This window comes from Paenibacillus chibensis (genome assembly GCF_004001045.1).
GTDB classification, from domain to species: Bacteria; Bacillota; Bacilli; order Paenibacillales; family Paenibacillaceae; genus Paenibacillus_AQ; species Paenibacillus_AQ chibensis.
Map to the genome: position 1 here is coordinate 1 of NZ_BIMK01000029.1, position 18,604 is coordinate 18,604.

General features: G+C 53.1%; 20 protein-coding genes. 18 read left to right on the forward strand and 2 right to left on the reverse strand.

From position 1 onward, the window contains the following. From PCH05_RS27570 to PCH05_RS19910, 4 genes are all read left to right on the forward strand, one after another. The coding region (locus PCH05_RS27570; RefSeq protein WP_218030539.1) for a hypothetical protein at positions 1-207 on the forward strand (207 nt) is incomplete at its 5' end. Then, positions 161-814 carry a DUF6483 family protein gene (locus PCH05_RS19900; protein ID WP_127605109.1) on the forward strand — a complete coding sequence of 218 codons (654 nt, stop codon included), beginning with the start codon at positions 161-163 and terminating at the stop codon, positions 812-814. The genes PCH05_RS27570 and PCH05_RS19900, both read left to right, overlap by 47 nt. A gap of 39 nt (positions 815-853) precedes the next feature. Continuing rightward, positions 854-2,032, forward strand: coding sequence for a class I SAM-dependent methyltransferase (locus tag PCH05_RS19905; protein WP_127605111.1), 1,179 nt, complete (start codon positions 854-856; stop codon positions 2,030-2,032). Positions 2,033-2,056: 24 nt separating this feature from the next. Continuing rightward, entirely contained in the window at positions 2,057-4,192 is a 2,136-nt protein-coding gene (locus PCH05_RS19910; RefSeq protein WP_127605113.1) for an O-antigen ligase family protein, read from the forward strand. Positions 4,193-4,316: 124 nt separating this feature from the next. Here the strand turns inward: PCH05_RS19910 and PCH05_RS19915 are convergent, their stop codons facing one another. Continuing rightward, entirely contained in the window at positions 4,317-4,628 is a 312-nt protein-coding gene (locus tag PCH05_RS19915; protein ID WP_127605115.1) for a dehydrogenase, read from the reverse strand. 239 nt (positions 4,629-4,867) lie between these two features. On the opposite strand from PCH05_RS19915, the gene uptA reads away from it, so the two are divergent. From uptA to PCH05_RS19980, 13 genes are all read left to right on the forward strand, one after another. Next, entirely contained in the window at positions 4,868-5,482 is a 615-nt protein-coding gene (gene uptA / locus PCH05_RS19920) for an undecaprenyl phosphate transporter UptA (protein WP_127605117.1), read from the forward strand. Continuing rightward, positions 5,483-6,049 (forward strand): thioredoxin family protein, encoded by a 567-nt coding sequence (locus PCH05_RS19925; RefSeq protein WP_127605119.1) that lies wholly within the window; start codon positions 5,483-5,485, stop codon positions 6,047-6,049. Positions 6,050-6,052: 3 nt separating this feature from the next. Further along, complete coding sequence (locus tag PCH05_RS19930) at positions 6,053-6,679, forward strand: MBL fold metallo-hydrolase (protein WP_127605121.1); 627 nt, start codon at positions 6,053-6,055, stop codon at positions 6,677-6,679. 311 nt (positions 6,680-6,990) lie between these two features. Further along, on the forward strand, positions 6,991-7,371 hold the full coding sequence (locus PCH05_RS19935) for an ATPase (protein ID WP_127605123.1): 381 nt from the start codon (positions 6,991-6,993) through the stop codon (positions 7,369-7,371). A gap of 147 nt (positions 7,372-7,518) precedes the next feature. Beyond that, the gene (gene gatC, locus PCH05_RS19940) at positions 7,519-7,806 is read left to right on the forward strand and encodes an Asp-tRNA(Asn)/Glu-tRNA(Gln) amidotransferase subunit GatC (protein ID WP_127605125.1); all 288 of its coding nucleotides are present in this window, start codon (positions 7,519-7,521) and stop codon (positions 7,804-7,806) included. 30 nt (positions 7,807-7,836) lie between these two features. Beyond that, positions 7,837-9,294 (forward strand): Asp-tRNA(Asn)/Glu-tRNA(Gln) amidotransferase subunit GatA, encoded by a 1,458-nt coding sequence (gene gatA / locus PCH05_RS19945; RefSeq protein WP_127605127.1) that lies wholly within the window; start codon positions 7,837-7,839, stop codon positions 9,292-9,294. 29 nt (positions 9,295-9,323) lie between these two features. Continuing rightward, positions 9,324-10,763: an Asp-tRNA(Asn)/Glu-tRNA(Gln) amidotransferase subunit GatB gene (gatB, locus tag PCH05_RS19950; RefSeq protein ID WP_127605129.1), complete on the forward strand. Its 1,440-nt coding sequence runs from the start codon at positions 9,324-9,326 to the stop codon at positions 10,761-10,763. Positions 10,764-10,940: 177 nt separating this feature from the next. Continuing rightward, complete coding sequence (locus PCH05_RS19955; protein WP_127605131.1) at positions 10,941-11,411, forward strand: GNAT family N-acetyltransferase; 471 nt, start codon at positions 10,941-10,943, stop codon at positions 11,409-11,411. Positions 11,412-11,470: 59 nt separating this feature from the next. Continuing rightward, positions 11,471-12,184, forward strand: coding sequence for an MgtC/SapB family protein (locus PCH05_RS19960; RefSeq protein ID WP_127605133.1), 714 nt, complete (start codon positions 11,471-11,473; stop codon positions 12,182-12,184). A 247-nt stretch (positions 12,185-12,431) separates the two neighbouring features. Further along, positions 12,432-13,079, forward strand: a complete 648-nt coding sequence (locus PCH05_RS19965) for a hypothetical protein (protein WP_127605135.1) — start codon at positions 12,432-12,434, stop codon at positions 13,077-13,079. A gap of 31 nt (positions 13,080-13,110) precedes the next feature. Next, complete coding sequence (locus tag PCH05_RS19970; RefSeq protein WP_127605137.1) at positions 13,111-14,379, forward strand: DUF4097 family beta strand repeat-containing protein; 1,269 nt, start codon at positions 13,111-13,113, stop codon at positions 14,377-14,379. Between the two features lie 121 nt (positions 14,380-14,500). Continuing rightward, positions 14,501-14,926, forward strand: coding sequence for a Fur family transcriptional regulator (locus PCH05_RS19975; protein WP_127605139.1), 426 nt, complete (start codon positions 14,501-14,503; stop codon positions 14,924-14,926). Between the two features lie 147 nt (positions 14,927-15,073). Beyond that, positions 15,074-16,822 (forward strand): glycosyl hydrolase family 18 protein, encoded by a 1,749-nt coding sequence (locus PCH05_RS19980; protein WP_127605145.1) that lies wholly within the window; start codon positions 15,074-15,076, stop codon positions 16,820-16,822. Positions 16,823-16,897: 75 nt separating this feature from the next. Here the strand turns inward: PCH05_RS19980 and PCH05_RS19985 are convergent, their stop codons facing one another. Next, positions 16,898-17,302, reverse strand: a complete 405-nt coding sequence (locus tag PCH05_RS19985; protein WP_127605141.1) for a YgzB family protein — start codon at positions 17,300-17,302, stop codon at positions 16,898-16,900. A gap of 120 nt (positions 17,303-17,422) precedes the next feature. On the opposite strand from PCH05_RS19985, the gene PCH05_RS19990 reads away from it, so the two are divergent. After that, positions 17,423-18,301: a nucleotidyltransferase-like protein gene (locus PCH05_RS19990; RefSeq protein ID WP_127605143.1), complete on the forward strand. Its 879-nt coding sequence runs from the start codon at positions 17,423-17,425 to the stop codon at positions 18,299-18,301. Positions 18,302-18,604: the final 303 nt, after the last annotated feature.

Consider the following 18,604-nt stretch of genomic DNA (forward strand, 5'->3'; position numbering starts at 1 on the left):
TTTTTCTTACATCCCGTGAAAATTCGGCAAATGGACGCTTTGCGGCTCTTTTCCGGTCTTCCGCTGGCAATGGCCTTCCGAATGGCTTACAATCAGTTAGAACGGCGCTTCGCTCGTATCAATTCGCCACATCACGCAAGGGAGAGGACTGAGAAGCATCATGTTCAGGAAAGACTATTTGCTGCAGATGGTGGAAGACATGGTTGAGATGGTAGGCAAGGTTTTCGGTTTGAAGCAGCAGAAAAAATATGCCGAGGCGCTATGGGAAATCGATGATCTGCTGAGCAAAAATTTCCGGCTGAACTCGAAGCTTTTAAACTCCCTGTCCACGGAGGATATCATTGATATGTGCCGTCTTGGCAGCGTAATTGAGGCCGATAAACTGCAAAGCATTGCAAGGCTGCTGGAGGAGGAAGGCGGCATTTACCTGGATATGGGGCAGACGGACGAAGGGCTGACACGCCTGATGAAATCCTTGCATCTGTACCTTTTTGCCGATCTTCATGGTGCCGACCATTCGATGCTGAAGCTGCCGGAGCGCATTGCTGAGCTGAAGGGGCAGACGAGAAGCTACAGGCTTCCGGCCAAAACGGACAAGCTGCTGCTTGGCTATGAAGAGGAGCAGGGGCGATATGCCGAATCGGAAAATGCACTTTACCGGCTTCTGGATCAGCATGAAATCACGGAAGAAGAAGGCTTGTCCTTCTATCAAAGAATGATGGCGCGAAGCGACGAGGAGCTCGAAGCAGGCGGCCTTCCCCGTGCCGAGGTGCAAGAGGGTGCGGAAGAGCTGCAGCGGAAAGTGAAAAACTAGCTTCGTTTTTGAAAATATCGGAAAGTGAGATGTACTCTCTTGGAATCGTTACGCAAACTCATTCATGACATCACGGAAGAAACCACATTGATTACGGCGACCCTCAGTCAGCTGCGCAAGCGGGAGGGCGTGGACTATACCAAGGTTCAGATCAAGCCGGTGGAACTGAAGAAAAAAATCCATTATCAATTTGCCTATGTATATCCGAATAAAGTCGTTCATCAGAACATCCCGGCGGAGGAAGCGGAAGAGGCGATCATGAAGCTGTTCGAGCAGACGTTCCGCCAAGGGATGATCTGTACGCCAGATGCCGACTATCAAATATTGATCAGTAAAAAATATAAAGTGTCGATTCTCACGAAGTCTGCATCCAAATCGGGGGCCGACTTGGCGCATAACCGTAAAAAGCAGTACGTCCTGGAGGAAGGACATCCGGTTTCATTCCTTGTCGAACTCGGTATCATGAATGAACAGGGAAAGGTGCTTGCCCGCAAATACGACAAGTTCAGACAGATCAACCGTTTTCTCGAGATGGTGGAGGACGTGCTTCCTTCGCTGCCGGAGGGCCGTCCGCTTACGATTGTGGATTTCGGCTGCGGAAAGTCCTATCTGACGTTTGCCCTCTACCATTACCTGACCATTCAGGAACGCCGGACGCTGAATGTGGTGGGACTGGATCTCAAAGCGGATGTAATCGAGCATTGCAATCAGCTGGCCGAGCGTTTGAATTATAGCAATCTCCATTTTCTTGTTGGAGACATCGCGGATTATAACGAGCTGGAGCAGGTCGATATGGTGGTTACGCTCCATGCCTGCGACACGGCAACGGATGCCGCACTGGAGAAGGCTGTCCGCTGGAATGCCTCGGTCATTCTCTCCGTTCCCTGCTGCCAGCATGAGCTGTTCGGGCAAGTGGATAGTCCGGTCATGGAGCCGCTGTTATCCCACGGGATTTTGAAGGAACGTTTTTCCGCGCTGGCGACGGACGGCATCCGCGCCAAGCTGCTGGACATTCTCGGCTACAAGACGCAGCTGCTTGAGTTTATCGATCTCGAGCATACGCCGAAGAATATTCTGATTCGCGCAGTCAAGGGGCAAAGCGGCCGCAAAGAGCAATTGTGGCGCGAGTATACCGCATTTCGCGATTTCCTGCAGGCCAAGCCGTATTTGGAAAGAGCCTGCGCGGATTTGCTGCCTGAGGCCGCAGACCCGGAATGAATCTAAAACGATAGGAGGCAGAACGTGAAACGTTGGGTTCAGATGTTGGGAGGGGCCGCACTGATCGCAGTGCTACTGGTTTCTTGTCTGAAATCCGGCTTTTATTTTACGGCAGATATGTATCCGGTCTGGATCGGGTACGGTCTGTTCTGCTTCCTGACGTTTGTTTTCACGTTGACGAAGCGCATGTTGGCAAGCGGCAGCATGCTGCAAGGGCAGGAAATGAAGAGGAGTCTGCCTGAAATTCTTCTGCTTGCCATTCCGTTGATGCTGATGGCCGTATATGCGGCTCACTGGCTGCTGGGGACCCCCTTGTCTGTGCAAGGGAGCGTAAACCAGCTGCTGCGGTGGGGGTTTTACGGTCTTTTTGCCGTCTCTGCCTTTCAGCTGGCCCGGCGGCCGGGAGGGGGCCGGATTCTGGGCGCTGCCTGGCATCTGGCAGGATCCCTGCTGTGCGCATCCGCACTGCTTGCCGTTTATGGCGTGCTGACACTGCCGTATGGTATTTCGTACACGGCCAATCCGGGCATTAGCGCTACGGGCGCAAGGCTGGCCGGGCTGCTGCAGTACCCCAACATATTCGGCGTGCTCATGGCCGCTTTCCTGCTGGAGCGGCTCTTTGTGCTGCAAGCACTGCAGCAGCGGCAGCCCGCCCCGGCGACGGCCCGCCTGCTGCGGGTCGCGCTCCCGCTGCTGCCGTACGGCGCCGCGCTCCTCCTTAGCGAGTCGCGCGGCGCCTGGCTCGCGGCCGGCGTGGCCGCAGCCGCCGGCCTGGCCCTGCAGCGGCGGCTCAGCCCCGCGCCGCTGCTGCTTGCCGCCGCGCCCCTGGCCGGCGCGGCGCTGCTGTACCGCCAGCTGGCATCCGCCGCGCTGGCGGCAGCGCCTTGGCCCGGCCTGCTCACGCTGGCCGGGCTCTGGGCCGGCAGCATGCTGGCCGGCCTGGGGCTTTACCGCCTCGCGAGCAGCGAGGCGGCTGAACGCCGCCGCCTGGCCTGGGCGGCAGGCGGCGCACTTGCAACCGTTGCTGCGGCCGCGGTGTTTCTGGCGGCGCAGGAGCGCATCGTCAGAAACTTCAGCACCGTCTCCGCCCGCGGCGCGATCTACCGCGACGCGTGGCGGCTGTACTGGCAGGCGCCCTGGTTCGGGCAGGGCGGGGATACATGGCGGCTTTCTTACCGCGCCGTGCAGTCGAATCCTTATGTCGGCAGCCAGGTACACAGCGGCTATTTGGATATGCTGCTGAACACCGGCATTGTCGGGCTGCTTCTGCTGCTGCTCCTGCTCATCGCCGGTGGGCGGCTGCTGTATCGTAATCGTCCCGCCCTGCTGCCGGTATTCGGCGTATTCGTGCTGCACAGCGCGGCCGATATCGATTGGAGCTTCGGCCTCTCGTGGCTGCTCCTGCTTCTGCTCCTGGCATGGGGCAGCTCGCATGTCTGTCCGCCATCCCCAAGGCCGGCGGAGATGGCCGACCTTGAGAATGAAACAGAGTCCTCTGCCGCGATGCCTATGTTCACCCGTATGGGAGGCGGCCTCGCGCTTCGTCGGCTGCTTCCGCTGCATCTGCTTTACGTCTGCCTCCTTGGGGCAGGCATCGTTCTTGCCTTTCGGGGCGCGGCTGGCTGCAGTCTGCACCAGGCCGCGTTAAAAGAACCGTCCCCGGTGCGGGCAGTTGCCCTCCTGCGAGCTTCGCTGCACTGGAACCCTGCAGATGCGGGAACAGCTCTGGATTTGGCGCGCAAGCTGTCTCCCCTGGAGGGCGAGGACGTGCTGCAGCGTAGCCTGTCCTATACGCCGGGACATCCCGGACTGATTTTTGCGCTGGCGGATAACGCGGTCAAACGCGGGGATGCACGGGCCGCGGCTTATTGGACGCAGGAGGGCTTCACCCGCGACAAGTATAACGCGGGCGAGCAGACGAAGAGCTTGGAGCGGCTGTTCAAGATGGCGCGCAGCAAGCTGTCGGCCGGCAACATCAAAGAAGCCCGCCGCATCGTTCAAGCCGGGCTTGCGCTTTACAGTGACTATGCGCGCCGGGCAGCGGATCATCGGGGAGCACATATGCGCAATGACCGTGACTTCCGGCTGACAGGAGAAGCGAAGGAGTGGGGCAGCCAATTGGCTCGGCTGGAGCAATCCATGCCTGCATCGCCGCAATAGTCATTCTTTTGAATGGACTACGGGAAGCTGCCCCGCGAATGGATCGAACACAGGGATTCAATATGCAATATTTCGTAATACATTCCGCTGTTCGCAGATTGTCATTGATGTTCCGCCTTGATGCTTACCCGCCGAAGGCTTCGCGGAAGGCTTTGCCCAGATGGGCTTCGTCCACCTTCCAGAGCTCGGCAAGCTCGGGGCGGACAGACTCATCCCACCAGTCGCACAGCAGCTTCCGGTTGCTGCGGTTTTCGTGAATCCAGATCAAGTTGGCGATAACCTTGCGGTAATATAACTTTTCCCCCTCCTCGACGGCATCATCGGGGACGTAAACCTTCAGGCGCTTCACCGTGCGGTACAGCTCCTTGCTGCAGGCTCTCCGGATGCCGCGTGCCGTAGGCAGCGGGGCGTCTTTTTTTTGCGGAATCGGCGGCATTTGACCTACCTCCTTTATTCCACACCATATGCCAGCCGAGTGGATGAAGACACCGGCCCGGAGCATTTGGGCGCAAAGTAGAAGTCATGTCCGCTCCTATGCTAGAATAGATTTTGATATAACGAACTAAAGTTTCATCTTCATTCTCCCTGGATTCATGACAATGCAGGAGAAGGAGACTCCGCTTTGGTCCAATATATGTCAGGGACGAAAAAGTACATACAGAAAGAGGGGCCACGGTGCATTTTATATCGGATATCATCAGTCAATTGTTTCATTGGATTCAAAGTCTGGGTTATTTCGGGATTATGCTGGGCTTGATGATCGAAGTGATCCCCAGTGAAATTGTGCTGGCCTATGGGGGCTTCCTGGTATCCTCCGGGCATATCAACTTCGTGGGAGCCGTGCTGTTCGGCATTATCGGCGGCGTGATTGCGCAGCTGTTCGTTTACTGGATCGGGCGCTACGGCGGCAGACCGGTGCTCGAGAAATACGGAAAATACATCTTTATTCATAAAAAGCATATCGATTACGCGGAAGCGTGGTTTACCAAGTACGGAACGGGCGTCATTTTCACGGCCCGGTTTATTCCCGTCGTACGCCATGCCATTTCCATTCCGGCGGGGATATCCAAGATGAACGTGTGGCGGTTTACACTGCTGACGACGCTAGCCATTATTCCATGGTCGATGCTCTTCGTTTATCTGGGTTACGTTCTCGGGGACCAGTGGGAGCATGTGGATGAAAAGGCCGCTCCGTACATCACGCCGATTTTGCTCATTGCACTTGCGCTGTTAATTGTGTATTTTGTTATCAAAATGGTGAAGAACAGATCTGGAAAGGGGACGAAATAAATGGCAGCAAATTTGGCAGACAAGCTGGATACGGGGATTTCCCCGCAGGAGTTTATCGATGGAATGACGAAAAATCAGGACGAGTTCAAGTCCGGGTATGAGCAGTTTAAGTGGGAGAACGACAGCGACCGTGAATTTTTCGAAAGCTTGAAATTCAGGGACGACCTGCGCGTGCTTATTCTTGCCGCTGATTGGTGCGGCGATGTCGTGCGCAATGTGCCCGTTGTGTTTCATGCGCTTGAAACCGCCGATATTCCTACCGAGGTACTCATCCTCGAAGAGAATTTTGACGTGATGGACCAATTCCTGACGATGGGCGGACGCAGCGTGCCTGTGGTCATCTTTACGGATACAGGCGGCCATGTGCTTGGCAAATGGGGGCCGCGTCCGGAGCATGTGCAGAGAATCATGGTTCAGTTCAAGCAGGAGAATCCTGACCGCGAAGCTCCCGACTATCAGGAGAAAATGGCGGAGTGCCGCAAGGAGCTCATCGCAGCCTACGGGGAAGGAACCGATCATCATGCAGCCGTCATCAAGGAGCTGCGTGAGCTGATTTCGGGGTTGTAAAAGATGCTGAACGTACAAACCTTCTGTCTCGGCCCGCTGCAAACGAACGCCTACCTCCTGACAGGAGAGGATCCCGGGCGCGCGGTGATCATTGATCCGGGGATGAATCCGGGTGCTCTGATGAAGAAAATACAGCCCCTTGAGATCGAAGCTATCCTGCTGACCCATGCCCATTTTGATCATATGGGCGGCGTGGATGAAATCCGCAAATTGAAGAACTGTCCGGTATATTTGCATGATCTGGAGGCTGAGTGGCTGGAAAATCCGAAGATGAACGGGTCGCTGAATTGGCCGCAGGTTACGCAGCCTCTTGCGACGGCCCCCGCCGAGTTCAGCCTGGATGAAGGGCAAAAGCTCGAGCTGATCGGTCACACCTTTACGGTGTACCATACACCGGGCCATTCGCCGGGAAGCGTCAGCTTTCTCTGCGGAGACGACCTGTTCTCGGGCGATGTGCTTTTCAAGCTCGGGGTCGGAAGAACGGATTTGTATGGCGGCCGTGAACGGGATTTGCTCGACTCCATACAGAATAAGCTGTTCAATTTTAAAGATGAGGTCAAGGTGTACCCGGGACATGGTCCGAAGACGACGATCGGGTATGAACGGGTCCATAATCCCTATGTTTCCTGAGTCTATCTCCGAAGGAATCATTTTCTCGACAGAAATCGAGGAAAAAGCTGGACAAGCGGTAACAGCCTTGATACAATGATGTTAATTTAATGTTACATTTAACTATCGCGAAGCACGCAAGCTGTGGAAATATCCCGGTTTGCGTTCTTTTTTATTCCGCCCGTGCGTCTGTTTTTTTCGAATTTATCCGTTTTTTAGACCTGCTCCGCGGAATTGTACCTTTTTGCTTCGTTTTCTATGTGTTTCCGTAGACAGGCCTATGTTTTTTTAGTAGACTATACAGACAATGACAGACATCTAGGAGGTAGACGATGCTGCAATTAGGAGAGAAGATAGTAATCGTCGAGGACGCCTTTGAGCAGAACCTTCCTATAGGGGAATACGGTTATCTGATTGCCTATGACCGGAATCCGGACAATGCGTTTGATTATGTGATCCGGGTACCTAAGATTAACCGGAACTTTTTCGTGCCATCGGGTGATGTTCAGCCTGAAGAGCTGCTCATACAGCATGAAGTGGAGATGACCACGCGGGAAGCGCTGATCGATTACGCCCTTGCGACATATAACGAGAAGCTGTTTCATCAGATTATGAACGGCGAACTCGAGCAGGAAGAAGAAGAAGATACTGCACCTGAGGTGCTTTCACAGGCGGAATTCATCAAGCAAGTTAATTTGCGAGCCTGGATTTAGAAGAGTCGGCCTAGTGCCGGCTCTTTTTGCGATTGCATGAAGGTTGAGGGATGGATTGAATTGTCCCAGGTTCTACAATATAATTAGAAACGTTATCCTGAGGCTTTAATCCTTTAAACATAAGAAGGAATAAGGAGGAAATGAATGATGAGCATTACCAATCAAGACGTTCAGCATGTGGCCAAGCTTGCCCGGCTCAATTTGAGCGCGGAGGAAGAGCAAATGTTCACCGAGCAGCTGAACGCTATTTTACAATATGCCGAAAAGTTGAATGAGCTGGACACGGATGGCATCGAACCAACGACCCATGTGCTTCCTGTCAGCAATGTGATGCGCGAGGACGTGGAGCGGGAAAGCCTGCCGATCGAGAAAGTGATGGCGAACGCGCCTGAAGAGGAAGACGGACAATTTAAGGTTCCGGCTGTCCTTGAATAGAATGTTTGCACTTGAAAGGAGGAACGGCAATTGAGCCTGTTAAATGAAAATCTGAAAGCGATACATAGCAAGCTTCACGATAAGGAACTGTCTGTCCTGGAGCTGGTTGAAGACACGTTCCGCGTGATTGCTGAGCGCGATGCGCGCATTGGCGCTTATCTGACCCTGAACGAAGAGGGAGCCAAGAATACGGCAAGACGCCTGGACGACAAGCTCTCTTCTGGAGAACAGCGTGGGCTTTTGTTCGGACTGCCGGCTGCTATCAAGGACAACATTGTGACGGAAGGCATCCGCACGACATGTGCGAGCCAGTTCTTGTCCAATTTCAATCCGGTTTATGATGCGACTGTGGTGCGCAAGCTTCGTGAAGCCGATACGGTGACCCTCGGCAAGCTGAACATGGACGAATTTGCGATGGGTGGTTCAAATGAAAACTCGAGCTTCCATCCGGTGCATAATCCTTGGGACCTTGAACGTGTACCTGGCGGCTCCAGCGGCGGCTCTGCGGCTTCGGTGGCTGCGGGCGAAGCGTACTTTGCCCTCGGTTCCGATACCGGCGGCTCGATTCGGCAGCCTGCATCCTATTGCGGCGTGGTCGGCTTGAAGCCAACCTATGGCCTGGTTTCCCGTTTCGGATTGGTGGCCTTCGCTTCTTCGCTGGACCAAATTGGACCGGTGACGAAGAACGTGGAGGATGCGGCTTATGTTCTGCAGGCGATTGCCGGCTACGACTCCATGGATTCCACCTCGGCCAACGTGGAAATTCCGGATTATTTGAGCGCGCTGACCGGAGACGTGAAAGGCCTGCGTGTGGCCGTTCCGAAGGAATATATGGGCGAAGGCGTGGATGCCGCTGTCAAAGAGAAGGTACAGGCTGCCCTTCAGGTGCTCGAAAGCATGGGCGCCATCGTGGAGGAAGTGTCCCTGCCTCATACCGAATATGCGGTAGCCGCTTACTATCTGCTGGCTTCCTCCGAAGCTTCTTCCAACCTGGCTCGTTTTGACGGCGTGCGTTATGGCGTGCGTGCAGGCCAGTCCGGAAATCTTCTGGATCTGTACCACGAATCCCGCAGCCAAGGCTTTGGCTCGGAAGTGAAGCGCCGGATTATGCTGGGCACCTATGCCCTCAGCTCCGGGTATTACGATGCTTTTTACCTGAAAGCCCAGAAAGCGCGCACATTGATTAAGCGCGATTTCGATCAGGTATTTGAACAATATGACGTGATTATCGGACCAACGGCTCCGACGACGGCATTTAAGCTGGGAGCCCAGGTGGATGATCCGCTGACGATGTATCTGAACGATATTCTGACGATTCCGGTGAGCCTTGCCGGGGTACCGGCCATCAGCGTGCCTTGCGGTTTCGTAGAGGGTCTGCCTGTCGGCCTGCAAATCATCGGCAAAGCATTTGACGAACAGACCGTGCTGCGCGTGGCTGGAGCCTTCGAGCAGAACACCGAATATCATACACAGCGTCCAAACCTGTAGAATCAGCTGGAAAAGGAGGGAATGTACCCATGTCATCTTCAAAATACGAAACCGTCATTGGACTCGAAGTCCACGTTGAGCTGCGCACCCATTCCAAAATCTTTTGCGGCTGCTCGACCGAGTTCGGCGCACCGCCCAACACGCACACCTGTCCGATCTGTTTGGGACATCCCGGCGTACTGCCGGTTTTGAACAAGCAGGCGGTTGAATATGCGATCAAAGCGGCGATGGCCATCAACTGCGAAATCGCGGATGTGAGCAAATTCGACCGTAAAAACTATTTTTACCCCGATTCGCCGAAAGCTTATCAGATTTCCCAGTATGACCAGCCCATCGGGCAAAATGGTTGGATCGATATCGAAGTGGACGGCAAAACCAAGCGGATCGGCATCACCCGTCTCCATCTGGAGGAGGACGCGGGCAAGCTGACGCATATCGACGGAGGATATGCCTCGCTCGTGGACTTTAACCGTGTCGGCACACCGCTGGTAGAAATCGTGTCAGAGCCGGAAATCTCTTCGCCGGAGGAAGCCCGTGCTTATCTCGAAAAGCTGCGTGCGATCATGCAGTACTGCGAGGTATCCGATGTCAAAATGGAAGAGGGATCGATGCGCTGTGATGCCAATATCAGCATCCGTCCATTCGGCCAAAAGGAATTCGGAACGCGTGCCGAGCTGAAAAATATGAACTCCTTCCGCGGCGTGCTGAAGGGGCTTGAATACGAAGAGTACCGTCAGGCTGAAATTCTGGATGACGGCGGCGTCGTCGTACAGGAAACCCGCCGCTGGGACGAAGCCCAGGGCAAAACCCTGTCGATGCGCGGCAAGGAAGAAGCGCATGATTACCGTTACTTCCCGGATCCGGACCTAGTGAAGGTATATATCGACCAAGAGTGGAAGGACCGCATCCAAGCGACCATTCCGGAGCTGCCGGATGCCCGTAAAGAGCGCTATACCACGGAATACGGCCTGCCAAGCTATGATGCGGAAGTGATCACTTCCTCCAAGCCAATAGCGGATTTGTTTGAGGACAGCCTGAAATATACGAAGGATGCCAAATCCGTGTCCAACTGGATCATGGGTGAGCTTTTGGGCTACCTGAACAGCAGCAACCTGGAATTTTCCGAGGTGAAGCTGACGGGACACGGCCTCGGCGAAATGATCGGCCTGATTGAAAAAGGAACGATCAGCACCAAAATCGCCAAAACCGTCTTCAAGGAAATGCTCGAAAGCGGTAAGCTGCCGCAGCAGATCGTAGAGGAAAAAGGCTTGGTTCAAATCAGCGATGAGGGTGCGATCAAGTCTATCGTCGAGCAGGTGGTGGCTGCGAATCCGCAATCTGTCGAGGATTACAGAGCGGGGAAACAGAAGGCCATCGGGTTCCTGGTCGGTCAGGTCATGAAGGAAAGCAGAGGAAAGGCCAACCCGGCGATTGTGAACAAGCTGCTGGAAGAAGTGCTTGCACAGTAAGCAGAAGGAATGGGTCTTGGGGCTTGCCGCTGAGGCAGGCCCTTTTTTTGATGGAGCCGGGCGGCCGCCTTGCGTGAATGCCGCTTGCTGATGCCGGGCATTTCCGGACGGTGCTTGCTTTGCATTCATTGTTCTTTTTTTGATTGGCGATGTATAGCCTGAAGTAGGAGGGAACCTATGATTACCAAGCTTTCTCTGCAGGACGACGACATGCTTGATCAAATTTGGCGGCTGCAGCATATCGCTTACCGACTGGAAGCGGAAATAATCGGATTTTATGACATACCGCCGCTGCTGGATACGCATGAAACATTGAAAAACTGCGGTGAGGATTTCTATGGCTGCCTGGATGATGAGGGGGAGCTTCTTGGAGCCGTTGCGACCAAGTCCGAGGCTCCGGGCTCGTTGACGCTGATGCGGATGATGGTTCATCCGGACCATTTCCGTCAGGGAATTGCCGGGAAGCTGATTCAGCATGTACTGGACGATCACCCGGAACTCCCGCTGTTTATCGTTTCGACAGGCGTCAAAAACGAACCGGCGGTCGCTTTGTATCACAAATACGGGTTTGTTCCGTTCGATACGTTTGAGGTTGCGCCGGGAGTTGAACTGGCGACGTTTCACAGGCGATCGGGCCAAACCGCTTGAAAATACGATCATGACCCTGCCTTACGGCTGTGGATTGCATAATAGGGAGAGATATGCTTTTGGCGGATCCATGGTATATAGATAATGTGCATATTTTGCTGCGTTTGCTGCTTTCCGTTTTATTGGGCGGACTTGTAGGCTTGGAGCGGGAACGCTCCAACCATGCAGCGGGACTACGAACTCATATATTGGTTTGCATGGGATCTACGCTCATCATCATGCTGTCCATCTACGGTTTTTCCGAGTTTGTGCATGAGGTGAACATCCGTATCGATCCTGCGAGACTCGCCTCGGCCGTCATTACGGGCATCGGATTTCTGGGGGCAGGAACGATCCTGTTTACGGGCAAGTCGATTACCGGCCTGACCACGGCCGCATCCGTCTGGGTCATCGCTGCGGTCGGACTCGCGGTCGGCGCAGGATTCTATTTTGCTTCGATCGCGGCGACCCTGCTGATTTTGCTGACGCTGGTTGTGTTCAACAAGCTCGAGCAGCGTTATATCAACGGCAGCAAGCTCCATCTGGTGACGGTGTACGCGATATCGACCCCGCTGCTGCTGGAATTGATATCCGAGTTGCTTGAAGCGGAAGGCATTGCCGTGAAGAAGGCTGTCGTCAATGAGCGGAGCAGCGCCCCTTACGGGGAGCTCCAGCCCCCTTCAACGACATTGGAAATCTCCTTGAACGTGCTGAGCAAAAGGACCTTTGACCCGCTGGCCCTGGCTTCCCGGATTCGTAAACTCGAGGGAGTCTCTATGGTTTCCATTGACTAAACCTATATCCAAAACTCCCGGATTTCCGGGGGTTTTTTTTGAAGATATCCGAACGGATAACAAGCGGGATGCCTTCTCAGAAAGCACGCCGATCGATCCTTTTAATATTGCGTTATGCTTTTCATCCAGATATTTACCTGTTATTGGCCCCTTTATATAGGGTACTATCAAATAGAATGTATCCGATCATCATCGCAAGAAAAGATAAATGAGATTCAATCCAATCCATCGGAAGGGAGCTGAGGAGATGCGCAGCGTCAAAGATGCCGGCCGCTCAGAGCCGAAGGCGGATCGCAGCGGCAGCGGCAGGCGCGTCAAGGACAAGACCGCAGTTCGGACGCGTCGGCTGTATTCCCGCAAACGCAAATTCACGGCCGGATTGCTGGCAGCAATTTGTCCGGGACTCGGCCACATTTACCTGGGCCTGTATCGAAAGGGCATTGCATTTATCTTCATGCTCCTTTTGGACGCGTCGGCGCTCCTTTACTTCTCGTCCATCGGAATCCAGATTAATGTGCCTTTATTGATTTTGCTGGCCCTTGTCATTCCGGTGACTTATTTTTTCAATATGTACGACGTGCTTCAAGCCGCGGATTTTGTCATCTATCGCAGGGTAAGAACGTCCGGGCAAGCAGAGGCATTGGAGCAGTCGGCCAACAGGAATCCTTTTGCAGTGGAGCGCAGTGTTTTTTTTGGCGTGATCCTGATCGTAGGCGGCGCCTTGATGTTCTTCTTTTACCAAAAGCCGCGCTGGCTGCAGTTATGTATGGAACATTACGGCAAAATCACCGTTTCCGCTGTGCTGATTGCCGCGGGTCTCTGGTTGGGCATTCGTGAAATCTGGATTCTATGGAGTCAGCGCCGGCACGAGAAAAGGTTAACGGGAGAGGAATGATCGCAATTCGCATGGTGAACGGGGGGATATCATGAATCGCAGACGAAGAATGCGGGTGGGGAGATTTACGGCTGTGCTGGTGTTGATCGCGACAGGCGTGCTGCTTCTTGACGACGCGCTGCATGGTACCGAGCATCTGCTGCTTTTGCTGAAGTGGTGGCCGCTGGTTGCCGTCCTTTGGGGATTGGAATATGTCGTGCTGTATTTGCTGTCGCGAAAAAACAAGGGGACGGGCCGCCGCTTTCAGCTTGATCTGCGGGGCATTTCGCTCGCAATTGTTTTGGCTGCTTCCGTCTTCATCGTGACCGAGCAGAAGCATTATCTGCATCTATGGAACAAGGTGAGCCTGAACTTGACCGCGGCCGGTGTGGATTACAGCGAGCAGGAAGGGGACAGCGCAGGCAAGGACATGGTCGCGTACCCGGTGACGATGGAGACGAAAAATGTCAACGTCGACAACATCAACGGAGATATCGTGGTGCAGCGAGGCCCCGTGGCGGATATCGGCGTTACGGCGGAGATCTGGGTTGATCAGATTACCGGGCCGGAAGCGGATGTCATTGCCAGAGAATCGACGCTGGAGATCAGCGGCGACAGTACGATTACGATTCAAACCAAAGGCAAATCCTATGGGCAATCCGGCAAAAGACAGCCGCGGATGAACCTGACGATTACATTGCCGGAGGACCGGCGCTTCGATCTTTCCCTGCGCACCATGAACGGAAGCGTCAGCCTGCAGCATGTGGACGCCATCAAGCAGATATCGATGGAAACCGCTAGCGGAGAGCTGAAGCTGGATCATGTATCCGGGGAGATTAAAGGCAGCACGCTGAACGGAAAAGTAACTGCTTTGAATATTACGGGCTCGGTTAACCTGAGTACGAACCAGGGCAACATGCAGGCGGTGGATGTTTCGGATGGCGTTACCCTTAATACGCAGGTGGGGAATCTGTCCGTGATCCGTGCGCTGGGTAAAATCGATGCCCGAACGAAAAACGGGAATATATATGTCGACGACATTCATTCCGACTTCAAGGCGGAATCGTTAAACGGCGGCATTACCGCCCGCTCAAGCCTGGTCGCAGGGAACTGGGACATATACAGCGCGGTGGGTGAGCTGATTGTGAGCCTGCCCGATACCGGGAGCTATGAAATGGACGGCACGATCAGCTACGGCGATATCCGCAACCAATTCCCGGAATTTACAGTAGATAAGAAAAATATTAAGGGCACCATAGGTCTTGGAGAGTACACCGTTCACATTGAAGGCAACAGCGACCTTAGTGTGAACAAATATTGAAACAGGTGACATTTTCGAATGCCAAGTTTTTTCAAGATGCGCCCTTTCGTTGACAAAGTTGAAACGATGACCGTAAAATAAAGTATGAAACGATTTTGCATAAATTAAGGCGGTGGGAAAGATGGCAACGCGAGTCGAGCATGCATTGGAACAATTGAAAACGAATGGTGTTCGGATTACGCCCCAGCGTCATGCGATACTGGCTTACCTCATGGATTCCATGAGCCATCCGACTGCGGATGAAATTTATCGTGCGCTCGAGCCGAAATTTCCGAGCATGAGTGTGGCAACTGTTTATAACAATTTGAAGATGCTGATTGAAGCCGGCATGGTTCACGAGCTGACTTATGGCGATAATTCAAGCCGTTTTGACGCGAATGTATCGGATCACTTCCATGTCATTTGCCAGAAGTGCGGCAAGATTGAGGACTTCAGTTATCCGTCCCTGGAAGATGTGGAGCACACGGCCGAGAAGAGCACGGGCTTTCAGATACAGGGGCTGCGCATGGAGCTGTACGGGATTTGCAGCAGCTGCAAAAACAAGTAATCCTGCACTGGACTTACAACTTAACATTTGAACTTAAGGAAGTTTTTCCTGATCCAGAGGAAAACATCCGTTTCAATCGGACTGTTCTTGATAAAACGTGCGGATTCCTGCAATGGATTCCTCGCGTTTTTTTTGCTTGGTACAAGCATGACGACACTATACGATAACGGAGGATTTGCCTTGACCAGAAGTAGAAGAAGGGGGCGCCGCTCCAGCGCGAAAAGGCGTTTTGCCGTCGTGCTGGGATTGTGCCTGATTGCAGCCGGTGCTTATATTACCGTAACCCAGATCCTTCCGAACCCGCTGCATGCCAAGCCGGATTGGAAAGGGCTGGACAAGCCGATTTTTGTAAAAGGAGAACTGTTGGATGAGGGGGCCGCCGGCTCCGGCGAACAGCTCAAGCTTCCGCTTTCCGTGCTTCAAGAGACGATCGACCCGAACATTCGCTATGAGAAGGGGACACAGTCGCTGATCCTGACGACGCCTGAGCGGGTGATGCATCTGCAGACAGGGGAGACGGAAGCGCAATTGAACAACAAGCAGGTACAGCTCAGATTCGCTCCGGAAGAAAAGAACGGCATGCTGTATATGCCGGTTCAACCGCTGAAAGAGCTGTATGGTATCGATTTTCATGAAGATCCGAATACGGGAGCCGTATTGCTGATGAAAGCTGGCGATACGATCCAGATGGGCTCCGTGAAGGGGGCTGCGGATTCCAAAACACCGATGCGAAAAGGGCCTTCCAAGCATGAGCCTATTTTGGCGGACATGCCTGGCGGGACGGCTGTGAGGGTCTGGAATGCGGAGGAATCCTGGTATTTCGTGCAAATGGATAATGGTTATGCCGGTTACGTGCCGAAGTCCAAAATAACGATCGGCGCTAAGAAAAAGATCGAAGCCGTGCCGGAGGAGGCAACTCCCGCGCAACGAAGCTGGAAAGGCAAGCCGGTTAATCTGGCATGGGAAGCCGTTTATCAGAAAAAGCCGGATCCTTCGGTGATCGACCAGCTTTCCGGGGTGAACGTTGTCAGCCCGACCTGGTTCAGCATTATCGATGGAAAAGGCAATGTGCGCAGCAATGCGGACACCGCCTATGTCACGAAAGCCCATGCCAAGGGAATGGAAGTATGGGGGCTGCTGAACAACAGCTTTGACCCGGAAATTACCACCAATGCCATGGCCACCTATGAGACGAGACTGAACACGATCAACCAGACGCTTCAATTTGCTAAAATGTATCATTTGGACGGCATTAATCTGGATTTCGAGAACGTGAAAACGAAAGACGGGGAAAATGTATCGCAGTTTGTCCGGGAGCTGAAGCCGCTTGCCCGCGCGATGGGGCTGATCGTTTCGGTGGACGTGACGCCGAAATCGGGCAGCGAAATGTGGTCCCGCTTCCTGGACCGCCGTTCCTTGGGGGAGACGGCAGACTTTATCGTGCTGATGGCATACGACGAGCACTGGGCTTCGAGTCCGACCGCCGGATCGGTTTCTTCCCTACCGTGGACGGAAGCAGCGGTTCGCAAAATTTTGGACGAAGACGCCGTTCCACCCGAGAAGCTGATTCTGGCGGTACCGCTTTATACCCGAATCTGGTCCGAAGAAGTCAAGGACGGCAAGACGAAGATTTCCTCGAAGGCGGTTGGCATGAAAACCGTCAATGACATTCTGACGGAGAAAAAGCTGAAACCGAAATACCTTGATGATGTGAAGCAAAATTACGTGGAGTATACGGAAGACGGCGTATTGAAAAGGATTTGGATTGAAGACCAGACATCGCTGAAAGAACGGGTGAAGCTGGCCAAGGAACTGAATTTAGGCGGAGTGGCCGCCTGGACGCGAAGCTTTGGTACGGAAGAGGCCTGGAACGTGCTTAAAAATATCTCTCCTTGATTGCATCGCACTTATTCGAATATATAAAAAGAAGAACCGGTCCCTTCGAAAGAAAGGCCGGTTCTTCTTTTTGGCTTAGTGATGATGGGCTGCCGACTGCGACGCGCCTTGGGCATTCTCAAGCTTTTGGCGCTCTTCGAGCTCGTCGTCAGTAATGTTCGCCTGCTGGATATCCGTCGTCAGAATCGTGTGACAGAACATGCAGCGGTCCGTTTTACCGAGCATTTTCGTCGGTTTGTGACATTCCGGACATTCGATGGACTTGACGCTGGTGGAGAGCATGCCGGCCCAAAAATAAATACCGAGACTGCCCATCATGGAGATCAGCCCGATGACGAGACCGATCGCCGCGATGATTTTACCGGCTTGTCCCCAGAAGACGATTCCCGCCGTACCCAGAACCATCAGGCCCATACCGATCATCGTCAGCAGCAGTCCCCACGTGCGGAAGGCATTGATTTTTGCTGTTTTAAAAATCATGGATCACGAGCTCCTATCATCAATTAGTTGTATTCGAAAAAGAAGGAACTTACATCGACATGTAGAAGTATATTATAACTGAATTGGCCGCTTTTCGCCAAGGAATGCATGGAGGGAGACATGGATTTGTCCAATTTGTCTTTTTTTTATGGAGAGTCGTTTGATGTCGATGCCTTAGGCACTATTATTTATCGTCAGGAAGCCCATAAATTTGATGGATCCTTGCTGCACGACTTCGATTTCATCGTTCTCATCGTGCATGAAGAGCAGGGGTCCGAGCTGGTTGTCGAGCACACGCTTACCCGCGATCTGCCCTGCCAGGTACTGCATGTTACGATCGAATCGCTTCAGCGCTGGCTGATTGCCGGTGAAAAAGGGGATTTGATCCGCTGTTTTATCGAAGGAGAACTTGTACATGACCATGGCGGAAGACTTTCCAGTTTGCGTCAGGAATATATAGAGTTTGAACAGCCTCTTCGGGACCGTAAAATGCTGTACGAATTTTCGCGGTTTTTGTGCATCTATGTTGAAGCCAAGCGCTACATGCAGGCTGGATTCGTGATTGATGCCTATCAATGCGTGTTGGACTCGCTGAAGCATTGGGCAAGAATCGAGCTGATCGAACGGGGTGTTCTGCCTGATAAGGCGGTGTGGGAGCAGGTAAAGGAACTGAACACCGCGATCCATAAGCTGTACGAAGAACTGACGCAGAGCACGGAAACCATCCGGCAGCGGGTTGAGCTCGTGCTCCTCGCTTGCGAATTTTCAGTCATGTCCAAAATGGCCGAGTGCACAGGGCTTCTGCTGCAGATTTTGAAGAGCAGATCAGAGCCGTGGAGTATCGAGGAGCTGATTCATCATCCTGAGCTTAGCTTGTTAAGAAACGAACTGCCATTAGTCATACGTAAGCTGGTCAATAGATCTTTAGTGAAGGAATCTGTCGTATGGCTGGAATTCTCGGGCTATGGAAACCAGGGAATCCGTTACTACGCTGAGTAATGAATTGTTATGCGCAGCTATACATCAAAAGGGGGAAGGTCTTCCTTTCGATGTATAGCTGCGTCCATTCCGGGAACCTTAAGGAGACGGCTTAAACTTTTAAAATAAGGTTGACTCGATTGTGTTATCTGTGTTAAATTATAACTCGCCCCATTAAACCTTAGATGCTTTTAAAACTAAGGATTCGACAAGCTCGAAAGTCGAGCTCAAGAAAAAGATCGAAAAAAAGTGCTTGACGAAATGGTGGCTGACATGATATATTATAAGAGTTGCAGCTGAGCTAACTGAGCGGCTTTGAAAACG

What these genes read in the sequence shown, in the direction of transcription:
- PCH05_RS19900 (WP_127605109.1), top strand. Translation starts at nt 161, where the DNA reads ATGTTCAGGAAAGACTATTTGCTGCAGATGGTGGAAGACATGGTTGAG.
- PCH05_RS19915 (WP_127605115.1), bottom strand. Translation starts at nt 4,628, where the DNA reads ATGCCGCCGATTCCGCAAAAAAAAGACGCCCCGCTGCCTACGGCACGC.
- PCH05_RS19925 (WP_127605119.1), top strand. Translation starts at nt 5,483, where the DNA reads ATGGCAGCAAATTTGGCAGACAAGCTGGATACGGGGATTTCCCCGCAG.
- PCH05_RS19930 (WP_127605121.1), top strand. Translation starts at nt 6,053, where the DNA reads ATGCTGAACGTACAAACCTTCTGTCTCGGCCCGCTGCAAACGAACGCC.
- PCH05_RS19935 (WP_127605123.1), top strand. Translation starts at nt 6,991, where the DNA reads ATGCTGCAATTAGGAGAGAAGATAGTAATCGTCGAGGACGCCTTTGAG.
- gatC (WP_127605125.1), top strand. Translation starts at nt 7,519, where the DNA reads ATGAGCATTACCAATCAAGACGTTCAGCATGTGGCCAAGCTTGCCCGG.
- gatB (WP_127605129.1), top strand. Translation starts at nt 9,324, where the DNA reads ATGTCATCTTCAAAATACGAAACCGTCATTGGACTCGAAGTCCACGTT.
- PCH05_RS19955 (WP_127605131.1), top strand. Translation starts at nt 10,941, where the DNA reads ATGATTACCAAGCTTTCTCTGCAGGACGACGACATGCTTGATCAAATT.
- PCH05_RS19965 (WP_127605135.1), top strand. Translation starts at nt 12,432, where the DNA reads ATGCGCAGCGTCAAAGATGCCGGCCGCTCAGAGCCGAAGGCGGATCGC.
- PCH05_RS19970 (WP_127605137.1), top strand. Translation starts at nt 13,111, where the DNA reads ATGAATCGCAGACGAAGAATGCGGGTGGGGAGATTTACGGCTGTGCTG.
- PCH05_RS19975 (WP_127605139.1), top strand. Translation starts at nt 14,501, where the DNA reads ATGGCAACGCGAGTCGAGCATGCATTGGAACAATTGAAAACGAATGGT.
- PCH05_RS19980 (WP_127605145.1), top strand. Translation starts at nt 15,074, where the DNA reads ATGACGACACTATACGATAACGGAGGATTTGCCTTGACCAGAAGTAGA.
- PCH05_RS19985 (WP_127605141.1), bottom strand. Translation starts at nt 17,302, where the DNA reads ATGATTTTTAAAACAGCAAAAATCAATGCCTTCCGCACGTGGGGACTG.
- PCH05_RS19990 (WP_127605143.1), top strand. Translation starts at nt 17,423, where the DNA reads ATGGATTTGTCCAATTTGTCTTTTTTTTATGGAGAGTCGTTTGATGTC.